This window comes from Gilliamella sp. HK2, from assembly GCF_001690265.1.
Lineage (GTDB): Bacteria > Pseudomonadota > Gammaproteobacteria > Enterobacterales > Orbaceae > Gilliamella > Gilliamella apicola_C.
Map to the genome: position 1 here is coordinate 1 of NZ_LZGV01000023.1, position 20,381 is coordinate 20,381.

The 20,381-nt window shown below is 37.2% G+C and carries 17 protein-coding genes, 1 rRNA gene and 1 pseudogene; 9 read left to right on the forward strand and 10 right to left on the reverse strand.

The features are described from left to right. Nucleotides 1-33: 33 nt before the first annotated feature. Nucleotides 34-1,571 (reverse strand): 16S ribosomal RNA (locus A9G45_RS02480). A 522-nt stretch (nt 1,572-2,093) separates the two neighbouring features. On the opposite strand from A9G45_RS02480, the pseudogene A9G45_RS14850 reads away from it, so the two are divergent. Next, nucleotides 2,094-2,554, forward strand: a pseudogene (locus tag A9G45_RS14850) (DUF4184 family protein). Nucleotides 2,555-2,781: 227 nt separating this feature from the next. On the opposite strand, the gene gmhB reads toward A9G45_RS14850, so the two are convergent. Then, entirely contained in the window at nt 2,782-3,318 is a 537-nt protein-coding gene (gmhB, locus tag A9G45_RS02490; RefSeq protein WP_065566584.1) for a D-glycero-beta-D-manno-heptose 1,7-bisphosphate 7-phosphatase, read from the reverse strand. Nucleotides 3,319-3,434: 116 nt separating this feature from the next. Here gmhB and metN point away from each other — a divergent pair, with 116 nt between their 5' ends. The 4 genes from metN (at nt 3,435) to tsaA (ending at nt 7,000) form a co-directional block, all read left to right on the forward strand. Further along, nucleotides 3,435-4,466 (forward strand): methionine ABC transporter ATP-binding protein MetN, encoded by a 1,032-nt coding sequence (gene metN, locus A9G45_RS02495; protein ID WP_065566583.1) that lies wholly within the window; start codon nt 3,435-3,437, stop codon nt 4,464-4,466. Between the two features lie 112 nt (nt 4,467-4,578). After that, the gene (locus A9G45_RS02500) at nt 4,579-5,220 is read left to right on the forward strand and encodes a methionine ABC transporter permease (protein ID WP_065566589.1); all 642 of its coding nucleotides are present in this window, start codon (nt 4,579-4,581) and stop codon (nt 5,218-5,220) included. 15 nt (nt 5,221-5,235) lie between these two features. Continuing rightward, entirely contained in the window at nt 5,236-6,138 is a 903-nt protein-coding gene (metQ, locus tag A9G45_RS02505; RefSeq protein WP_065566582.1) for a methionine ABC transporter substrate-binding lipoprotein MetQ, read from the forward strand. A gap of 148 nt (nt 6,139-6,286) precedes the next feature. Then, complete coding sequence (tsaA, locus tag A9G45_RS02510) at nt 6,287-7,000, forward strand: tRNA (N6-threonylcarbamoyladenosine(37)-N6)-methyltransferase TrmO (RefSeq protein WP_065566581.1); 714 nt, start codon at nt 6,287-6,289, stop codon at nt 6,998-7,000. 216 nt (nt 7,001-7,216) lie between these two features. Here tsaA and hslO read toward each other — a convergent pair whose 3' ends face one another. The 3 genes from hslO to A9G45_RS02525 all read right to left on the reverse strand — a co-directional run bounded on the left by hslO (nt 7,217) and on the right by A9G45_RS02525 (nt 10,135). Beyond that, nucleotides 7,217-8,080: an Hsp33 family molecular chaperone HslO gene (gene hslO / locus A9G45_RS02515; RefSeq protein WP_065566580.1), complete on the reverse strand. Its 864-nt coding sequence runs from the start codon at nt 8,078-8,080 to the stop codon at nt 7,217-7,219. A 1-nt stretch (nt 8,081) separates the two neighbouring features. After that, nucleotides 8,082-8,477, reverse strand: a complete 396-nt coding sequence (gene hslR, locus A9G45_RS02520) for a ribosome-associated heat shock protein Hsp15 (protein WP_218057004.1) — start codon at nt 8,475-8,477, stop codon at nt 8,082-8,084. Nucleotides 8,478-8,584: 107 nt separating this feature from the next. Beyond that, complete coding sequence (locus A9G45_RS02525) at nt 8,585-10,135, reverse strand: hypothetical protein (RefSeq protein WP_141673574.1); 1,551 nt, start codon at nt 10,133-10,135, stop codon at nt 8,585-8,587. 293 nt (nt 10,136-10,428) lie between these two features. Here A9G45_RS02525 and greA point away from each other — a divergent pair, with 293 nt between their 5' ends. Then, nucleotides 10,429-10,905, forward strand: a complete 477-nt coding sequence (gene greA, locus A9G45_RS02530; protein WP_065566577.1) for a transcription elongation factor GreA — start codon at nt 10,429-10,431, stop codon at nt 10,903-10,905. A gap of 51 nt (nt 10,906-10,956) precedes the next feature. On the opposite strand, the gene yhbY is transcribed toward greA, so the two are convergent. Then, on the reverse strand, nt 10,957-11,250 hold the full coding sequence (gene yhbY / locus A9G45_RS02535) for a ribosome assembly RNA-binding protein YhbY (protein ID WP_065566588.1): 294 nt from the start codon (nt 11,248-11,250) through the stop codon (nt 10,957-10,959). A gap of 98 nt (nt 11,251-11,348) precedes the next feature. Here yhbY and rlmE point away from each other — a divergent pair, with 98 nt between their 5' ends. The 3 genes from rlmE to folP all read left to right on the forward strand — a co-directional run bounded on the left by rlmE (nt 11,349) and on the right by folP (nt 14,950). Next, nucleotides 11,349-11,975 (forward strand): 23S rRNA (uridine(2552)-2'-O)-methyltransferase RlmE, encoded by a 627-nt coding sequence (gene rlmE / locus A9G45_RS02540; protein ID WP_065566576.1) that lies wholly within the window; start codon nt 11,349-11,351, stop codon nt 11,973-11,975. Between the two features lie 85 nt (nt 11,976-12,060). Then, on the forward strand, nt 12,061-13,929 hold the full coding sequence (gene ftsH, locus A9G45_RS02545) for an ATP-dependent zinc metalloprotease FtsH (protein WP_255307122.1): 1,869 nt from the start codon (nt 12,061-12,063) through the stop codon (nt 13,927-13,929). 184 nt (nt 13,930-14,113) lie between these two features. Next, complete coding sequence (gene folP / locus A9G45_RS02550; RefSeq protein WP_065566575.1) at nt 14,114-14,950, forward strand: dihydropteroate synthase; 837 nt, start codon at nt 14,114-14,116, stop codon at nt 14,948-14,950. A 609-nt stretch (nt 14,951-15,559) separates the two neighbouring features. Here the strand turns inward: folP and ubiA are convergent. The 4 genes from ubiA to A9G45_RS02570 form a co-directional block, all read right to left on the reverse strand. Then, entirely contained in the window at nt 15,560-16,387 is an 828-nt protein-coding gene (ubiA, locus tag A9G45_RS02555; RefSeq protein WP_065566574.1) for a 4-hydroxybenzoate octaprenyltransferase, read from the reverse strand. A gap of 158 nt (nt 16,388-16,545) precedes the next feature. Next, the gene (locus tag A9G45_RS02560; RefSeq protein WP_081297793.1) at nt 16,546-17,103 is read right to left on the reverse strand and encodes a TorD/DmsD family molecular chaperone; all 558 of its coding nucleotides are present in this window, start codon (nt 17,101-17,103) and stop codon (nt 16,546-16,548) included. Between the two features lie 82 nt (nt 17,104-17,185). Continuing rightward, complete coding sequence (locus A9G45_RS02565) at nt 17,186-17,800, reverse strand: DMSO/selenate family reductase complex B subunit (protein WP_065566573.1); 615 nt, start codon at nt 17,798-17,800, stop codon at nt 17,186-17,188. Nucleotides 17,801-17,821: 21 nt separating this feature from the next. Next, entirely contained in the window at nt 17,822-20,278 is a 2,457-nt protein-coding gene (locus A9G45_RS02570; protein ID WP_065566572.1) for a DMSO/selenate family reductase complex A subunit, read from the reverse strand. Between the last annotated feature and the right edge of the window lie 103 nt (nt 20,279-20,381).

Here is a 20,381-nt window from a genome sequence, read left to right on the forward strand (position 1 = left end):
AAACAATCTGTGTGAGCACTTACGAGCTCTTCGTAAGGAGGTGATCCAACCGCAGGTTCCCCTACGGTTACCTTGTTACGACTTCACCCCAGTCATGAACCACACCGTGGTAAACGCCCTCCCGAAAGTTAAGCTATCTACTTCTGGTGCAACCCACTCCCATGGTGTGACGGGCGGTGTGTACAAGGCCCGGGAACGTATTCACCGTGACATTCTGATTCACGATTACTAGCGATTCCGACTTCATGGAGTCGAGTTGCAGACTCCAATCCGGACTTAGACGTACTTTATGAGGTCCGCTTGCTCTCGCGAGGTCGCCTCCCTTTGTATACGCCATTGTAGCACGTGTGTAGCCCTGGTCGTAAGGGCCATGATGACTTGACGTCGTCCCCACCTTCCTCCGCTTTATCAACGGCAGTCTCCTTTGAGTTCCCGGCCAAACCGATGGCAACAAAGGATAAGGGTTGCGCTCGTTGCGGGACTTAACCCAACATTTCACAACACGAGCTGACGACAGCCATGCAGCACCTGTCTCACAGTTCCCGAAGGCACTCCCATATCTCTACAGGATTCTGTGGATGTCAAGACCAGGTAAGGTTCTTCGCGTTGCATCGAATTAAACCACATGCTCCACCGCTTGTGCGGGCCCCCGTCAATTCATTTGAGTTTTAACCTTGCGGCCGTACTCCCCAGGCGGTCGATTTATCGCGTTAGCTTCGGAGCCCATCACTCTAGGCAACAAACTCCAAATCGACATCGTTTACAGCGTGGACTACCAGGGTATCTAATCCTGTTTGCTCCCCACGCTTTCGCATCTCAGCGTCAGTATCTGTCCAGAAGGCCGCCTTCGCCACCGGTATTCCTCCACATCTCTACGCATTTCACCGCTACACGTGGAATTCTACCTTCCTCTACAATACTCTAGTTAACCAGTTTTAAGTGCAATTCCTAGGTTGAGCCCAGGGCTTTCACACCTAACTTAATTATCCGCCTACATGCCCTTTACGCCCAGTCATTCCGATTAACGCTCGCACCCTCCGTATTACCGCGGCTGCTGGCACGGAGTTAGCCGGTGCTTCTTCTGTAATTAACGTCAATTGTTGCACCTATTAGATACAACACCTTCCTCATCACCGAAAGTACTTTACAACCCGAAGGCCTTCTTCATACACGCGGCATGGCTGCATCAGGGTTACCCCCATTGTGCAATATTCCCCACTGCTGCCTCCCGTAGGAGTCTGGACCGTGTCTCAGTTCCAGTGTGGCTGGCCATCCTCTCAGACCAGCTAGAGATCGTCGCCTAGGTGAGCCTTTACCCCACCTACTAGCTAATCCCATATGGGTTCATCAAATGGCGCATGGCCCGAAGGTCCCATGCTTTGGTCTCTCAACTTTATGCGGTATTAGCAGTCGTTTCCAACTGTTGTCCCCCACCATTCGGCAGATCCCCATACTTTACTCACCCGTCCGCCACTCGTCATCAAGTGCAAGCACTCATGTTACCGTTCGACTTGCATGTGTTAAGCCTGCCGCCAGCGTTCAATCTGAGCCATGATCAAACTCTTCAATTTAAAGTTTGATGCTCAATAACTGTCTCTGACATATTCAAATGAATCTTCAGTGTCACTTATCAAGACTTAATTTTTTTAGTCCGTAGACTTTAATCTTTTGTCTCGCAAGTGCCCACACAGATTGTCTGTTTCTTATTTTTAAAGAGCTAACAGCCTTTTTAAATCAACTAACTTTTCGTTAATTTACTTCGCTGTCTCAAGGGTTGCGTATACTACGCTAACCTTTTTTATTCGTCAAGATCTTTTTTTCAAAATTTTTGATCTTAATTTTTCACTAACTTGCCTCAGCTTTTCGCTGACGCCGTGTCAGTGGATGCGCATTATAGGGGCTTTAAAAATTCGCGCAAGGGGTTATTGCGCATTTTATTCTTGTTTGCGTTTTTTTTATTCAAGATGAGCTAAAAACAAACTAAAGTTAGTTATTGTAAATGCAAATTTTAATATCTTTGCTAGTTAATTATATTTTTTATAACAGACAAAATAACTTCAAATTAAATACGCTTTATTAAGTTAGAATAAAAAATGCCTTTTACATTCGCTCATCCTGCTATCATATTACCTCTATATAAGAAACCCCACCTATTTTCTATGACGGCTTTGATTATTGGTAGTATGGCGCCCGATTTTGAATACTTCTTAAGAATGGAGGTAAAAAACACTTTAAGTCATAGTCTAGCTGGTATTTTTTTATTTGATTTATCAATGACCCTAGTTATGACTTATATTTTTCATTTTATTGTCCGAAATACTTTAATTAAAAATTTACCTAATTTCTTTTATAGGCGATTTGCTAATTCTTTAATTTTCAACTGGAATAAATATTGCTGTCAGCATTGGGGGGTTGCTTTGTTCAACTTTTCAGTTTATTACAAGATACTGTTAATATAGGGAAAATGGAAATTCCAATTTATAAATTATTACAACATGGTAGTTCATTAATCGGTATGAGTTTGGTGGGACTATTTATTATTTACCAATTGTAACATCTAAACAGGATAAAGTTGATTTTCCATATTGGAGCTTAATAGTACTTATTACTTTGCTTATTTTTATATTTGGCAGCTATTCTTTTTCTATAAATCAGCTAGGTATAACTGTTGTTACTTTTATTAGTGCCTGTTTTATTGGATTAACCATTGCCTCACTAAGACTTAAAAGTATCACTTTAATACAGCGTTTAATCTAAACACTGTATTAGTTAAAACCACAATCAAGATTGGTTTTTTATTCTTTTTGGCAGATCAGCCAAACTATCAATAACCCAATCAGCTTGTTCTAATGCTTCTTCTGTTATGGTATCACCCGTTTTTACTAATACGGTTTTTTTAACACCCGCTTTTTTACCCGACAATAAATCAGACACTCTATCCCCAACCATATAGGAATTAGCAATATCAATTTTTAGTTCTTTGGCTGCTGTTTGAATCATACCGGGACTTGGTTTGCGACATTCACAGTTATCAATTAACGGATCATGAGGGCAATAATACACACCATCTAAATCAACACCGCGATCTTGTAGTGACCAATCCATCCATTCTGTCAACGTGTGAAATTGTTCTTCAGTAAATATGTTTCGGGCAATACCTGATTGGTTTGTTGTTATGACTAACAAAAAACCCATTTTCTTGAGCTCTTGCATCGCATCAATAACACCATCAATGAAATGAAATTTATCAATGGTATGCACATAATTATAATCTACATTAATAGTACCATCTCGATCTAAAAAAATAGCAGGTTTCATATTGACTCTTTTCCTTTTAATTTAGGTATTGCTCTACTTCGCATAGCATATTATCGATTGACTTAGATGTCTAGACGTCTTAATATTCGCCTATTCACATTTTATTTTTATATATTATGATACAGTTACAACATATTTCGAAAATATTCGAACATAATAAAACGCCAATTCATGCATTAAAAGACATTACAATACATGTTCCTCAAGGAAAAATTTATGGTGTTATCGGTAAATCAGGGGCAGGAAAAAGCACACTTATTCGTTGTGTTAATCTTCTAGAAAAACCGACTAGTGGTAAAATTTTTTTTGATAATCAAGAAATAACACATCTATCAAATAGAAAGTTAATCAAAATACGTCAAAAGATAAGCATGATTTTTCAACACTTCAACTTACTTTCTTCACGGACAGTATTTGATAATATTGCATTTCCTCTTGAATTAAGCCAAACCCCAAAATCAAAAATCAAGCAAAAGGTTAATGAATTAATTGAATTAGTTGGCTTAGCTGAAAAAGCCGATGCTTATCCTTCCAATTTGTCTGGCGGTCAAAAACAACGTGTTGCCATTGCCCGAGCTTTAGCAAGTGAGCCCAAAGTTTTATTATGCGATGAAGCAACAAGTGCCCTTGATCCTGAAACCACTCGTTCAATTTTGGCATTATTAAAAGATATCAACCAAAAATTAGGACTAACCATTTTATTAATCACACATGAAATGGATGTAGTAAAACAAATTTGTGATCAAGTAGCAGTGATCAGCAATGGAGAATTGGTTGAACAATCATCGGTAGGTGAAATGTTCTCACATGCAAAAACAGATATTGCACGACAATTTATTCAATCAACCTTGCATCTTAATATCCCTGATGATTATTTAACAAGGCTATCACCTGAGCCAAAAGAAGGGCTCAATCCTTTAGTACGTTTAGAGTTTACGGGAGTTTCTGTCGACTCCCCCTTGTTATCGCAAATTGCTAAAGAATTTGAAATTGATAGTAATATTATTAGTGCACAAATGGATTATGCAGGGGGGGTTAAATTTGGCTTAATGCTAGCAGAAATGAAAGGGAACCCGAAAAGTATGGCACCAGCAATTCAATTTTTAATAAAAAATAATACCCAAGTAGAGGTTCTCGGCTATGTTTGATTTTATTCCTTCCTTTAAACCTTTCGAATCACTATTTCATTATTTATCCCAATACAGCTTTTGGGGTGACTTTGTTGCTTTTTGTTCATCATACAATGGTTTTAATCAAGCTATGCTATTGAAAATGGCACAAGCCACTGATGAAACCCTTTATATGATCTTTCTATCGGGTTTTTGGGGAACAGTGATTGGATTACCTATTGGAATATTGCTTTATACAACACGCAAAGGGCAGATCTTAGATTGCTATATAACTAATAGTGCTATTTCATTTATTACTAATATATTTCGTTCTATTCCGTTCATTATACTAATTGTATGGATTATTCCTTTTACCACGTTGTTAATGGGAACCTTTATAGGTAAACAAGCAGCTGTAGTACCGTTAAGTATTGGTGTATCACCATTAATTGCACGCATGATTGAAAATGCATTGTTAGATGTACCTAAAGGGTTAATTGAGGCGGCTCGCTCAATGGGAGCAACACCATTTCAAATTATATATAAGGTTTTATTACCTGAATCATTACCTGTAATTGTTAATAGCATGACGATTACCTTAATTACTTTGACAGGATACATTGCGATGGCCGGAGCCGTTGGCGCTGGAGGTCTTGGACAACTAGCTATTCAATATGGTTACAACGGCTACAAGCCTGCTATAATGAATACTGTTTTGGTTATATTAATTATTATTGTCTTTATTATTCAATTTATTGGCAATAGGATTGTTAAACGAGTTACACATCATTAATTTTGGGAGAAATATATGTCTATTAAAAAGCTAGTACTTATTAGCACATTGGTAAGTGCATTTTTTTTAACTGGCTGTGATAATAATAAACAACCAGCTACAACAGATAACAAATCAGCAGAGCCTGCTAAAGTAAGTTCTATCAAAGTAGGAGTGATTTCTGGTCCTGAACAAGAGGTTGCCGAAGTAGCTAAACAACAAGCAAAAGATCTTTATAATTTAGACGTTGAACTAGTTATTTTTAACGATTACGTTACACCAAACCAAGCATTAAATGATGGCTTAATTGAAGTAAACGCGTTCCAACATAAGCCTTATTTAGATGAGCAAATAAAAGAACGTGGCTATAAATTAGCTGTTGTTGGAAACTCATTTGTTTATCCAATTTCAAGCTATTCTCGCAAATTAAAACCGATTGAAGAATCAACAGAAATAGGTGAAGGTGTAAAAGTGACATCACCACGCGGTGAAACCTTCTTTATTCCAGCTAATTCAACTATTGCCATTCCTAATGACCCAACCAACTTAGGACGAGCGTTATTATTATTACAACATGAAGGCATGATTACAGTTGATAAATCTAAAGGTTTATTGCCTACTGTACTTGATATCACTAGCAATCCTTATAACTATAAGATCGTTGAACTTGAAGCACCAATGTTGCCACGTTCATTAGATGATGCTCAAGTTGATCTTGCAATTATCAATAACGCCTTTGCAGGGCAAGCCAACTTAACACCAAGTAAAGATGGTATTTTTGTAGAAGATAAAGAATCCCCTTATGTTAACATTATTGTTTCTCGTGAAGCTGACAAAGAGAATGAAAGCATAAAAAACTTTGTTAAAGCATACCAAACTGACGCAGTGGCAGAAAAAGCTAACCAAATCTTTAATGGTGGCGCTATTCGCGGTTGGTAATAACTTACAATAAATACTTATTACTATCAATTCCGCCGGCTTCTGTTATCGGCGGAAAGCTATTAGCATAAAAGCTATTAGCATGCAAACGATTAGCATAAAGAAAATAAACCAATCCACTTAAAAATTTTCTATAAATCAATAAACAATGACATATCAAATAAAGCCAATCGGCATAATCCGTTCCCCTTATAGTGAAAAATTTGCTGTGCCAAGGCAACCTAATTTAGTTAACGCAGGACAAGGCGAGCTTTACTTATTAGCGCCTTACAATGATCCCGTCAGTGTTAAAGGGCTGGAACAGTTTTCACATTTATGGCTATTATTCCTATTTCACCATATTGCTCCTGAAAAATGGAGATTAACCGTACGCCCTCCGCGTTTAGGCGGTAATAAAACAATGGGAGTATTTGCGACACGCTCACCATTTAGACCTAATCATATAGGGCTTTCTGCTGTTGAATTAAAAGACATCCTTGTTGAAAATAAACAGGTCATTTTAAAACTAGGTAGCCTAGATTTAGTCGATGGCACACCAATTATTGATATCAAGCCTTATATTCCTTATTGTGACAGCCATTCAGATGCATTTGCAGGATACGCACAATCTACACCAGAAGAAAAGCTAACTGTTACATTTTCACAAAAAGCACAATTAATTTTAGATTTACAAAAACAGGATTATCCTCAGCTCACTGAGCTCATTACCCAAGTTATTTCTCAAGATCCAAGGCCTGCCTACAAACAAAAAAAAATTAATGAACAAACCTATGGACTGACGCTTTACCATTTTAATATTAAATGGAAGATCAGTAATCAACACGCTCTTGTTGAAGATATCTATATAGATAATATATGTTAGTTAGACAAAAATTTAGATCAAATATGTTCTTTATTCTAAATTTTTATTAATGAAAAGCAGGTTTATCAGTGTCTTTAATAAAAAATTACATGAAACCGTTAAAAAAAATTGGTATCTTTTGCCAATTCTGATAGACTAAATGTGGGTTTAATTTCCCTATATTTCACTTTGCCACTAAAACTTTATAAGTTTTAGTGGTTCTTTTTATCTGCAATATCAATGATAACTAAAGTTATGTTTGCTTCTCATTTCGGCAATATCGATTGAATCAAATAAATAATGCTTTCCGCAATAATCACAATGAATATCAATTTTGCCGCCCTGTTCAGCTAGAATTTCATCAACTTCATTATTTGGTAAGGTCATTAAGCTATTCTCGCAACGTTGGCGTGAACATCCGCACTTAAAAATAATATCCTGTGTTTCAAAAAGGCGTACGTCTTCTTGATTATATAGGCGGTATAAAATCTCATCGGTAGGAAGCTGAAACAGCTCATCGCTAGTCATTGTCTCAGTTAATGCACTAAGATGCTCAAATGATTCATAGGTGTTTTCATGAGCGGGCAAAACTTGCAATAAAATGCCTGCTGCCATTGGCTTATTGTTATACACTCCCGTTTTGACAAATAAGCGCGTTGGCAGTTGTTCCGATTGCATAAAATAGTTTTCGATACAACCAATAAGCGTATCTTTTTCTAAGCCGACAATTCCTTGATAACGCTCACCGTGTTTTGGTGTGATAGTGATAACAACATAACCATTACCTACCATATCTTTAAGCGTCGCATTATCAGCGATCTCGCCGTTAACTCGAGCAACACCACGTAACTGTTGTTGATCATTACCATTCACTACCGCTAAAGATAAAGCGCCATCACCCTGCAACTGCACAGCAATATCACCTTCAAATTTTAGTGTTGCGGTTAATAAACTGGTTACAACCAACAATTCACCAAGTAATTTTTGTACCGCAATTGGGTATGAATGATTATCTAAAATCGCTTCATACGTCTGCTCAAGACGGGTAATTTCACCACGAATCGGATGATTATCAAATAAAAAACGATTTAAAGTATCCATATTAATTGTTGTCACCTTGTTGCCTATTGTATTTAAATTTAATCAAATCGCGCCGCTCCTTTTTATCAGGTCTTCTATCGGGATGCGGCATTGTCAATGCATTGAGTTTACGTGCTTGTGCCATTGCTTCTCGTTTAACAATACTATCGGCAGTTTCTAGATAAAGTTGTTGAGCTTCAGTAGCAGTTTTTCGTTGCTCGCTAATAGCTAAAATTTGAATTGTTTTTTGATCCAAACCTTGGCGAAGCGTTAAAATGGCTCCAACTTCAACAATTTTACTTGGTTTAGAGCGCTGACCATTATAATGTACCTTACCACCTTCAACCATTTCTCGAGCTAATGAGCGAGACTTATAAAATCTTGCAGCCCAAAGCCATTTATCTAATCTTACAAGCAAAATAACACCCTCATATCATACTAATTGTTGAGCTTTCACGCTCAAACACACATAGAAAGCGCATCTTATACATCTTAACCAGTTATATAACGATGCTTTTATAAAAATCAATGCTCAAGATTGATAATATAATCATTTCCCTCGTTTGTCGAAAACACCCCTGCAAAGCTAAATGGTCGAAATTGTCCATGTAAATTAGCTGAATAATTTATCGCTGTTGGAGGTTGCTTTACCAATTTCCAGTCTTCTAACAACGAACTGGTGATATTATATGCATTAAATTTCAAAGATAACGGTTCATTTTGCAACAGATCAATATCCACTTGGGATTCGATCATGCCACTATCAACTAAAGAGCCAAAAGTTAATAAAGCATGATGTTGAGAATCAAATTTTAGAACCAGATCTGGATAACGAATATCAATTTTATTGAACGAACCTTTTTCTGATTTAAAAAACACAGTGCCTGAAAATATGCCTAATTTTTGATTTTCAGCTAAAACAACATTTGAACCTGAAGCTTGAAAATTATATAGGCTAAACGGGAAATCACTGTATTTTCTAATTATTAAACTTTGTAAAATATCAAGCTTATCAACTATAATATGCTTAAAAATATCGGGTAACACGGGTAGCTCAAATTTTTCAGGAACGTCATAATTGATATCGGCTAATGTTAATTTCTCTAGCTGTAGGTCATTATCTTTCCATTTTCCAGAAAAATTTATACTGCCTTTATTCCATTTCGCTAACGCTTTTTGAATCGTCACTGCTTGATTATCGGATGATAATTGAACCAATACCGACGAAAATGACTGCTCATGTAAAACAACATTATCAGCATTAAAAGTAAAAGAGCTTTGCTCAAAACGCCACTTATCATCATAACAAAGATTGGTTGCTTCAATATTGCCTTTCTCAATTAAAAAATGAGGCAATTGTATACTACTTTCAAGTATTGATAATTGCTTAATAGTTAATTTTGGCAAAATATGGGAATAGTTGCTCCAAAACACGTCATCTGTTGATTGGAAATTGATATTATGTAACTTTAATTGATCAATATTCAAACTATTATCAGCAAGTACTTTTAATTTACTCACAAAAAAGCCATTATGAATATTTCCACCTAAATTAGTAATCGTTGTAACACCATCGCGATGGAACCCTTGAATAAGTAGTGATTTTATTGGAATTTGATTCACTAAAACATCTTGTGAAGAAAAATCAAATTGATACTGACCTGCTCCCGATGAAATAAAAGGTTGAATGCCCCCATTAATTTTATTGAATGAAAGTTTGTCTTTTCCATTATTGACCAGTACATCAACGTTTGAATTAACAAATTTTAGCGTATTGCTTGAAAAGGCATAGTGGCCAAAGTGAGTATCAGCAACCACACCGTTAATAATGGTAATATAATTAAAGTGGGATAATTGCCAAAGATTGCTTTTATCCAATCCTATCACTAATTTAGGAATATGAATAAATTCTTGCTTATTATCGCTCACCACGACTTCATCAAAAGCCAATTCATAGAAATTTGAAAACGAATGATGAACGTTGCCGATTGAAATTGTATAAGAACTTAATCTAGATAATTGCTGACTAACTACTTTAGCGCCAAAAGAGGTTTGCACAACAAAATAAGACAACAAAACTAAAAGCCAAAAAATGAATAGAAAAATGATGATATAAAATCGTAATCGTCGCATAAATAAATTTAATTGTTATAATGAACTATGAATAATTGCATTACGATAACTGATTTTAACCAAAATAGCACCTCATTGCGTATAAATGATTTGTGGTTAAGTTGGTTTTACAGTTAAGATATAAACTTTCATTATATATTTTTAAATAATAACTGAACAACTCACTTTCCCCTTCTTTGATTAAGATAAGGGAGAGTTATTTTTATTTACTATAAGTAAAAACGGGAGATACCTAGATGAAACAAATCCCAATGACGGTTAAGGGAGCTGAATTATTACGAGCCGAACTTGAAGAGCTCAAAAATGTCAAAAGACCACAAATAACAGCAGCCATAGCTGAAGCAAGAGCTCACGGCGATTTAAAAGAAAATGCTGAATACCATGCCGCAAGAGAACAGCAGGGCTTTTGTGAAGGCCGTATTCAAGAAATTGAAGGCAAACTTTCACAAGCACAAATTATTGACATAACTAAAGTAAAAAATACTGGGCGTATTATTTTTGGTGCAACAGTAACCGTTATCAATGTAGAAACAGACGAAGAAACAACCTATCGTATCGTAGGTGATGATGAGGCAGATTACAGGCAAAATCTTATTTCAGTCAATTCACCGATTGCTAGAGGTTTAATCGGCAAAGAAGATGGCGATACAGTACAAATTAAAACGCCAGGTGGTGATGTGGAATTTGATATTATTAAAGTGGAATATATCTAATCTTCAATACATTATAAATAACAAACAGGGCTGATAGCCCTGTTGTCGTATTTATTTAGGTAAAGTGATTTTCTTATCTTCACTTGGTCTAAAAATAGTAAAATTAGAACCCACCAATTGCACTGGCAAAGCCTTGGTTTCACGAATAATGGCATCGCAAATAAGCTTTTTAGTTTCACGATCTTCAGCAGAAACCTTAATTTTAATTAATTCATGGAAATTTAAGGCATTGTCAATTTCGGCAAGTACACCTTCGGTAAACCCGTTAGCACCAATCATGACAATAGGTTTTAAATGATGGGCTTCGCCTTTTAAGTACTGTTTTTGTTTATTCGATAAATTCATTAAATTTTTTATCATATTAAGTTGCAATTTTGTTATTCTACCCTTATATATATTTGTAATCAATAAAGTGACCTCTTTAGATTAAGGATTTATTCGCAGTGAGTAACAAAAAACGCTCTGCAAGCTCAACACGTTGGCTCAATGAGCATTTTAATGATCGCTTTGTACAACAAGCGCAAAAAAAAGGGCTACGATCTCGAGCGTGGTTTAAACTTGAAGAAATACAAAAAAGTGACAAATTATTCAAACCAGGTATTACCGTTGTTGATTTAGGTGCAGCTCCTGGTGGTTGGTCACAATATGTTGCATCACTTATAGGTAACAAAGGTCGCATTATTGCTTGTGATTTATTACCAATGGATCCCATTGTAGGTGTTGACTTTTTGCAAGGTGATTTTCGGGACGAAGCCGTTCTAAAAGCGTTACTCGAACGAGTTGGTGAAGAAAAAGTTCAGGTTGTCATGTCAGATATGGCGCCAAATATGAGCGGGCAACCCGCTGTTGACATCCCCAGAGCCATGTATTTAGTAGAGCTTGCATTAGAGATGTGTAGAGATGTGCTTGCGCCTAATGGTAATTTTATTGTCAAAGTGTTTCAAGGTGAAGGATTTGAAGAATACCTAAAACAAGTACGTTTGATGTTTAAAACAGTGAAAATTCGTAAGCCAGAGGCTTCGCGAGCTAGGTCTCGAGAAGTTTATATTGTTGCAATGGGGATGAAGTAGCCAGTTGTATAATTTTGTAGTACCATACTTCGTTAAATTTAGTCGTAACTGTTAATTTTTATGAGAGGTTTTTCTTTTGAACGACATGGTAAAGAATTTACTGATCTGGGGAGTTATTGCTGTAGTATTGATTACTGTATTTAATCAATTCAGTTCAATATCTAATAGCGGGCCTCAAGTCAATTATACCCAATTTAATTCCGATATCACAGCTGGTAATCTCCAAGAAGTGCATATTAAAGGACGTGAAATTATTGCCACAACCAAAAATAAAGGCAACTACGTTACTTACATCCCGTATTTAGATGAAAAACTAATGGATGACTTGTTAGCCAACAAAGTACCTGTCTATGGTGCACCTGATGAAAGACCAAGTTTAATAATGAGCATATTTATTTCTTGGTTCCCTATCATTTTACTTATTGGGTTCTGGCTCTTTATGATGCGCCAAATGCAAGGTGGTGGTAAAGGTGGCCCAATGTCAGTTGGCAAAAGCAAAGCCAAAATGCTAACACCAGACCAAGTTAAGACCAAATTTATCGACGTTGCGGGCAGTGAAGAGGCAAAACAGGAAGTCACTGAAGTGGTCGATTTTTTACGTGATCCAGGTAAATACCAAAAACTAGGTGGACGAATTCCAAAAGGTATTTTAATGGTTGGGCCTCCTGGTACAGGTAAAACATTACTAGCAAAAGCAATCGCTGGCGAAGCCAAGGTGCCTTTTTTCAGTATGTCAGGTTCAGACTTTGTTGAAATGTTTGTTGGTGTGGGGGCATCACGTGTCCGAGATCTATTTGAACAAGCTCGCAAACATGCGCCTTGTATCATCTTTATTGACGAAATTGACGCTGTAGGCCGAAAACGTGGCGCAGGTTCAATGGGCGGGCATGATGAACGTGAACAAACATTAAACCAAATGCTAGTTGAAATGGATGGTTTTGAAGCCAATAGTGGCATCATTATCATTGCAGCAACCAACCGAGCCGATATTTTAGATCCAGCCTTACTCCGTCCAGGTCGTTTTGACCGCCAAGTACAAATTGGCTTACCAGATATGAAAGGCCGAGAACAAATTCTTGCAGTGCATGTGCGTAAAGTGCCTCTAGGATCTGATGTTGATTTATCGGTACTAGCGCGTGGAACGCCGGGTTATTCTGGTGCAGAATTAGCGAATTTAGTCAATGAAGCGGCTTTATTTGCTGCGCGTCGCAATAAGCGTGTGGTCACAATGGATGAATTTGAAGAAGCTAAAGATAAGATTAACATGGGCACGGAAAGACGTTCATTAACCATGACTCAAGAGCAACTTATTTCAACCGCTTATCATGAAGCAGGACATGCCATTATTGGCTACTTAATGCCTGATCATGATCCTATCCATAAAGTCACCATTATTCCACGTGGGCGCGCACTGGGTGTAACCTTTTTCTTACCTGAAGGCGATCGAGTTAGTGAAAGTCGCGAAAAACTGGAAGGCGATATTGCAACTCTTTATGGAGGACGACTTGCAGAAGAACTCATCTACGGTGCCAATAAAATTTCTACTGGTGCCTCAAATGATATAAAAGTTGCCACACAATATGCACGAGCAATGGTAACACAATGGGGGTTTTCTGAACGCTTAGGCCCATTATTTTACGAAAATGATGATAATTCATACGGCCGACCGAAAGATATTTCTGACGAAACAGCGAGAATTATCGACGAAGAAGTCAAAGCCATTATCGATCGTAATTATCAACGAGCTCGTCAAATATTAACTGACAATATCGATATCCTTCATGCAATGAAAGATGCGCTAATGAAGTATGAAACCATTGGAGCAAAACAAGTTGCAGATTTAATTGCTCGTCGCCCGATTACAGCGCCTGATGATTGGACTGAAAGTGACGAACATGCAGCAAGCAAAATACCCAATGAAGGAAGCGACATACCGCCTCAATCAAAAGGTTAATAAGCTCAAATAAAATATAACGCGCTACGGCGCGTTTTTTATCGGTAAAATAAAAATAGATGATAAGTAAATTTACCTGAATAAAACAACAAGCAAGCTAAAAATTTAACTCAACCTAGTTGATAAGTCTCAATGCCATTTAAATTATTGCATTATTAACACTAACCCTATAAGGCTTTTAATCATGGAAATACATTTTAAAAATCAAGTGATGGATCTTTCATTCCCACAAGTTATGGGCATTATAAATATGACGCCAGACTCGTTTTCTGACGGTGGGACTTATAACAATCTTGATGATGCCATGCGCCGGGTTGATAGCATGATTCAAGCTGGAGCAACATTTATTGACGTAGGAGGCGAATCAACACGCCCAGGTGCAACCGAGGTTTCCGTTGATGAAGAGCTTAACCGTGTTATCCCACTCGTTGAAAAAATTGCTCGTTATTTTGATGTCTGGATATCGGTTGATACCTCAAAACCACAAGTCATGACAGAATCTGCTAAAGCAGGCGCTCACCTAATCAATGATATTCGAGCCCTTACAGAGCCTGGCGCTATTGAAGCCGCTGCACAAACAGGGTTACCTGTTTGCATTATGCACATGCAAGGCGATCCTAAAACCATGCAAAATGCACCACACTACCAGCAAGACATATATCAAGAAGTCGACCTATTTTTTGCAAAGCATATAGATCGTTGCTTAAATGCCGGTATTGTTCGAGAAAAAATCATACTCGATCCTGGTTTTGGATTTGGCAAAACGCTAGCCCATAATTACCGCCTATTAGCAATGCTTGAAAAGTTCCATCATTTCAACTTACCCTTATTGGTTGGCATGTCTCGAAAATCGATGATTGGGCAAGTATTAAATGTACCGCCACAAGAACGTACTCTCGGCAGTGTTTCATGTGCCGTGATTGCAGCCATGAAAGGAGCCCAAATTATTCGTGTACACGATGTTAAAGAAACTTTTGATGCATTGCGGATTGTCCAAGCAACGCTTGCAGAGCAAGGCTAATAGGTTGGCCAGTTGAAAACAAGGCATTTGCACTAAAAAACTGTCAGAAAACCTATTGATTTTATTGAAGTTTTTATTTTGGCTTTTTTAAAAAAATCAACGACTTCCTTTATTGTTTAGTGATGTTACTGTTCTAAGATGGTGGTGTGTCGGGCATTTTAGTTTTTATTAATAAACCAAGCTAGTGTTATCATGCCTGATTTAGCAGATTTGGTGCAAAATGCTGTACTCTCACATAACGCTAGATAGCCTAAGCAATATATTTTGCACTAAAAACAGTCAGAAAACCATTGATTTTATTGAAGTTTTTATTTTAGCTTTTAAAAAAAAATCAACGGCTTCCTTTATTGTTTAGTGATGTTACTGTTCTAAGATGGTGGTGTGTCGGGCATTTTAGTTTTTATTAATAAAACAAGCTAGTGTTATCATGCCTGATTTAGCAGATTTGGTGCAAAATGCCGTACGCTCACACAACGCTAGATAGCCTAAGCAAGATATTTTGCACTAAAAAACAGTCAGAAAAACCATTGATTTTATTAAAGTTTTTTAAGTGGCTTATACTGCACTTGTTAACCTCTGTTCACGAGCGATCTAGTTTACGGCTCATTGTCAAACAAACAACAAACCTAAAAAAATAATAAAACCAACATAATTATTATTCATAAAGGCACTAAAACATTTGTTTCTATCTCGGTTTTTTATGAGCCATTGTTGGTAAATAAGTAGTCCTATAACCAATAATACAGCCATATAAAATATCAGCGATAACTGATTGATTAAACCAATAAATAACAAGCCAATAACAGATATTATCTGTAATAATCCAATAATTAATTTATCATAATTGCCAAATAAAATAGCCGTGGATTTGATGCCAATTTTTATATCATCATTACGATCTACCATCGCATATTGGGTATCGTAAGCAATTGTCCAACAGATATTAGTCAAGAAAAGTATCCAGCACGTTAAGGGGAACTGTTCAATGGTTGCTGCATATACCATCGGAATACTCCAACTAAATGCGATGCCTAAGGTGACTTGTGGTAAATGGGTGTAACGCTTCATGAAAGGGTAAATGAGTGCGGTAAGTAACGCAAAGCAAGCAATTAGCCATGACAGCTTATTTAAATTTAACAATAAACAAAGCGCTATCAGTAATAAGACCAATAGCGTCCATAGTGCGTTTTTTTCGGTTAAAGTACCACGAGCAAGGGGGCGGTTTTTTGTTCGCTCAACGTGTGCATCAAAATGGCGATCGGCATAATCATTCACGACACAACCTGCCGAGCGCATAACAAACACGCCAAGCACAAAAATAATAGTAATATAAGTAGATGGATGACCCGTAAGCCAAATAGCCCAAAGTGTGGGCCAGAGTAAAAGCAATGATCCAATTGGCTTATCCAATCGCATGAGTTGTAAATAAGCTAACATTAATAATATCTATTCTAAATAAATCATAATAGCGATTATACCCATTACGCTAAAAGCTGCAATGTTACGGTATGGCAAGTTATACCCAATGAGTGATGCCAATGAATATTTGCCCCAAATAACCACATTAGATTGAATCGGTTTGCACAAGATGTTAATCACAGCATGTGTAAATATTGCTCAGCAATTACCGCTAACGCTTGATAAAATGGGCTAATCTGGCTTTTCTGTAGCTTTTTTAAATAGGTTGATGACCAACTTAACAAATGTTCATCAATTAATTGTTTTGCTGTTACATGGTGATTATTTTCCAACAACATGGCGTATGCCATAAGCATTAATCCAAATTGATCTTCTGGCTCGTTTATTCCTGTATTGAGTTTTACCCCATGTTGTTGCAGAAATTGACGATAGCTTTCTAGTGATTTTCCTAGCAATAGGTTTTCTTTACCCAAATAAAATGAACCCCACGGAGGCACAGGCATTGTTCCCTGTCCTTCAAATAATAGTGAAAATTGATAATTAAGGTCTGGATTATCAATTTGATTAACTAATATATGGCACTGCTCATAAATAAGGATAGAATCTTTCCATGGAGCTAAATGGTTAATATGTAATAAGGCCGGCGTTAATGATGTAGTAACTTTACTATTGGGTGGATAATAAAAGAACATACCAAGTAGTTTAGCTAATGTGATAGTAACTAACTTATCCAAATAAATATCTCCTTAGAATGGTTCTATCAGTTAGTTACACTGATACCCCCAAAAAAAACCCGTGGTAATTATGACATATTACTTATACTTCTTCAGGATTAAGTATTTTACCTAAGGTATCGCCAGACATCTTAGCTTGTGCATGGGGTTTTATTACAATATTGGGCTTAGTGAGCTGTGAGCTTGGTAGTGGCGCAATATCGCATTGTTCGCCATAGTGCTGGCGTAGTGTTTCAATTTCATCAAAATCTAAAGCTCGCTGTGGGCATGACTCAACACAAACAGGCTTTAATCCCTCGACAACACGTTCATAACAACCATCACATTTTGACATGACCTTTTTTTGATAATCAAATTGTGGTGCTCCATATGGACAGTGGGTTTCACAATTTCGGCACCCCATGCAAATGTCTTGATTAACAACCACTAAGCCATCTTGTGAACGTTTATGCATTGCCCCCGTTGGGCAACTCTGCACACAAGCAGGTTGTTCGCAATGATTACATGCGATAGACAAATAATAGGTAAAAGTATCATTTTGCCAAAGCTTATCAACTAGCTGCCAACCACCACCACCATATTCATAAACACGGCGAAAACGGACGCCTAAAGCACTATCTTTTTCATCTTTACAACTCACTTGGCAAGTTTTACAACCCGTGCATTTTGAAGAATCAATATAAAATCCATATTGCATTTTTATTATCCGTCCTTTTATTTATAACGCGAAACACGTATCCGATACCAGTTTGACATCAACCAAGTTGGTATGCTGTGGATTTGCTTTAGCAAGCACCGTTGGACGCAATGATGTTAAACGATTAATGCAACCGCCAATATCAATCCCTGCAGCATTATTTTTTGCCCACATTCCTTGGGGAATCGCAACAACACCTGGAAATATCCTTGGCGTAACTTTAGCGACAATATGCAACCGACCACGATCGTTATAAACTTCAACTAATTGTCCATGTTTTATTTGCCGTTGTTCGGCATCAAATGGATTAATCCAAATACGGTTAGCGACAGCTTCACGCAATTGTGGCAAATTACTGTAAGTAGAATGGCATTGCCCTTTGGTATGAAATCCAATAAGTTGCAACGGATATTGTTGACGTTTAGATTTATCTTCACTGCCTTCAATCGCTGGTAAATAGGCAGGAATAGGATACAGCACATCTTGCGCATCGAGTTCCCATTCATTGGCAATGTTCGCTAACGTTTCTGAATAGATTTCTATTTTTCCTGACGGGGTAGTTAATGGATTTTTAATGGGATCATCTCTAAAAGCTTTTAATCCAATTTGGCTATCACTATCGGCAAGTTTGCGATCGATAACCCCCATGCCATCAGTATCAGCAAAAGGCGGTAAATGCGGATCACGTTTTCGTAATTGTTCATAACAATACGCTACCCACTGCTCTTGAGTACGGCCTTGGGTAAATTGGTCTTTTACCCCCATTTTCTCAGACAATTCAGTTAATACATCATAAACAGGGCGACTTTCCCAAAGCGGTTTAATAGCATTTTGCATACGGATAAGGTAACAATATGCTCCAGATGAATAAGAGTTATTAATCAAATCATTATTCTCAACCGATGACACATCCGGTAATAATAAATCAGCATACTTAGCTGATGCTGTCATATGTGTATCCCAAACAAGAATAAATTCACATTTTGACTCATCTTGCAAAATCTGGTGAGTACGATTGAGATCTGAATGTTGATTTCCCAGTACATTACCCGCATAATTCCAGATAAATTTGATCCCCACATCCAATTTATCTTTACCTTTAAGGTAGGCATTTTTAGCAGTCATGCTTGGTCCATCTTCAATCGCTTTCGTCCACAAAAAGAAAGGAATACTGGTTTTTATTGGATTAGGTAAATTAAAGTTAGGTATAGGATAAACAACGCTCCCGCCCCAAGTTCCAATGTTAGTGCCAGGTTTACCAAATTGCCCCGTAATAATTGGTAAGATCATAATGGCTCGCGCAGTATGTTCACCATTTTGCCAACGTTGCACACCATAACCTTGCGAAATCCAAGCAGCTTTAGCATCAACAATATCTATTGCGAGTTTACGAATTTGTGTTGCTGAAATACCTGTTTTTTTAGCTGCCCATTCTGGTGTTTTAGGTGCTTTGTCATAGCCTAAACCTAAAAGGTAAGATTTATAATCACTATAAGGCGGTGCACTATCAGGCAAAGAATCGGCATTCCACCCAATACAGTATTGATTAAGCATATCCTCATCAATACGATCTTGCTCAAGTAATGTATAGCCTATTGCCGCAACTAATGCCGCATCAGTACCGGGAATAATCGGGATCCACTCAGCATTATACGCAACGACACTTTCACTACGACGAGGATCAATAATAATCACCCTTGCATGACTTTGCGCTAACGCATGAAAAAGCTCGGTAACTTGCCCACCGCCTGACATTCGAGTTTCGGCAATGTTATGTCCAAACATAACCACTAAATCAGAATGCTTGATCTGATCCAGTAAAGATTCTTTAGCATGACCAAACAAATAAGGCCGAATAGCTGAAATCTGCCCGCTTGAATAATCACCATGGTAATTTAAATGACCACCAATGATACTTAAAAAACGCTTACATGCATTACGCCCTGAAAGATTAGCGCCCGTTGTTCCTGAGCCATACTGATAATAAATTGCTTCATTGCCATATTGATTAATCGTATATTTAAGTTTATTTGCAAGTAAATTAATCGCTTCATGCCAAGAAATACGTTTAAATTTACCTTCACCACGTTTACCAATTCGTAGCATTGGATACTTTAAGCGCGCAGGATCATAAGTTCGCCAACGAACTGCTCTGCCGCGAAGGCAAGGGCGGATTTGATGCAGGCCAAAAACGGCATCATTAATGCCATCTTCTGAAGATATTTTAGTAATAATATCGTTTTTGACATGAACTTTTAAAGGACAACGGCTACCACAGTTAACTAAACACGCACTATAAATAATCTTTTCTTTATGAATAGGGTGAGGATGAAAAACTGGGCTATGAGTAACTACGATGTCAGATTTGGCGTCGGTAAAGGGCAGTTGTATTTTACTGGTTATTGCTACTACGTCACTGATTGTTATTGTTTTTTGTGAAGAAGTGTATCGACTTATTTTATTTTTTAATTTACTCACATGTTTCCCTGATATTTATATGGGATCAGTTGATAATAATACTAAAAGGTGAATAAATAAACTAAAACTGAAATAAATTAGCCACTAATGTTTACTAGTATCG

Bases quoted from the DNA above. Each gene is read 5' to 3' on its own strand.
- gmhB (WP_065566584.1), bottom strand. From the start codon at position 3,318: ATGAAACCTGCTATTTTTTTAGATCGAGATGGTACTATTAATGTAGAT.
- metN (WP_065566583.1), top strand. From the start codon at position 3,435: ATGATACAGTTACAACATATTTCGAAAATATTCGAACATAATAAAACG.
- A9G45_RS02500 (WP_065566589.1), top strand. From the start codon at position 4,579: ATGCTATTGAAAATGGCACAAGCCACTGATGAAACCCTTTATATGATC.
- metQ (WP_065566582.1), top strand. From the start codon at position 5,236: ATGTCTATTAAAAAGCTAGTACTTATTAGCACATTGGTAAGTGCATTT.
- tsaA (WP_065566581.1), top strand. From the start codon at position 6,287: ATGACATATCAAATAAAGCCAATCGGCATAATCCGTTCCCCTTATAGT.
- hslO (WP_065566580.1), bottom strand. From the start codon at position 8,080: ATGGATACTTTAAATCGTTTTTTATTTGATAATCATCCGATTCGTGGT.
- greA (WP_065566577.1), top strand. From the start codon at position 10,429: ATGAAACAAATCCCAATGACGGTTAAGGGAGCTGAATTATTACGAGCC.
- yhbY (WP_065566588.1), bottom strand. From the start codon at position 11,250: ATGAATTTATCGAATAAACAAAAACAGTACTTAAAAGGCGAAGCCCAT.
- ftsH (WP_255307122.1), top strand. From the start codon at position 12,061: ATGGTAAAGAATTTACTGATCTGGGGAGTTATTGCTGTAGTATTGATT.
- folP (WP_065566575.1), top strand. From the start codon at position 14,114: ATGGAAATACATTTTAAAAATCAAGTGATGGATCTTTCATTCCCACAA.
- ubiA (WP_065566574.1), bottom strand. From the start codon at position 16,387: ATGTTAGCTTATTTACAACTCATGCGATTGGATAAGCCAATTGGATCA.
- A9G45_RS02565 (WP_065566573.1), bottom strand. From the start codon at position 17,800: ATGCAATATGGATTTTATATTGATTCTTCAAAATGCACGGGTTGTAAA.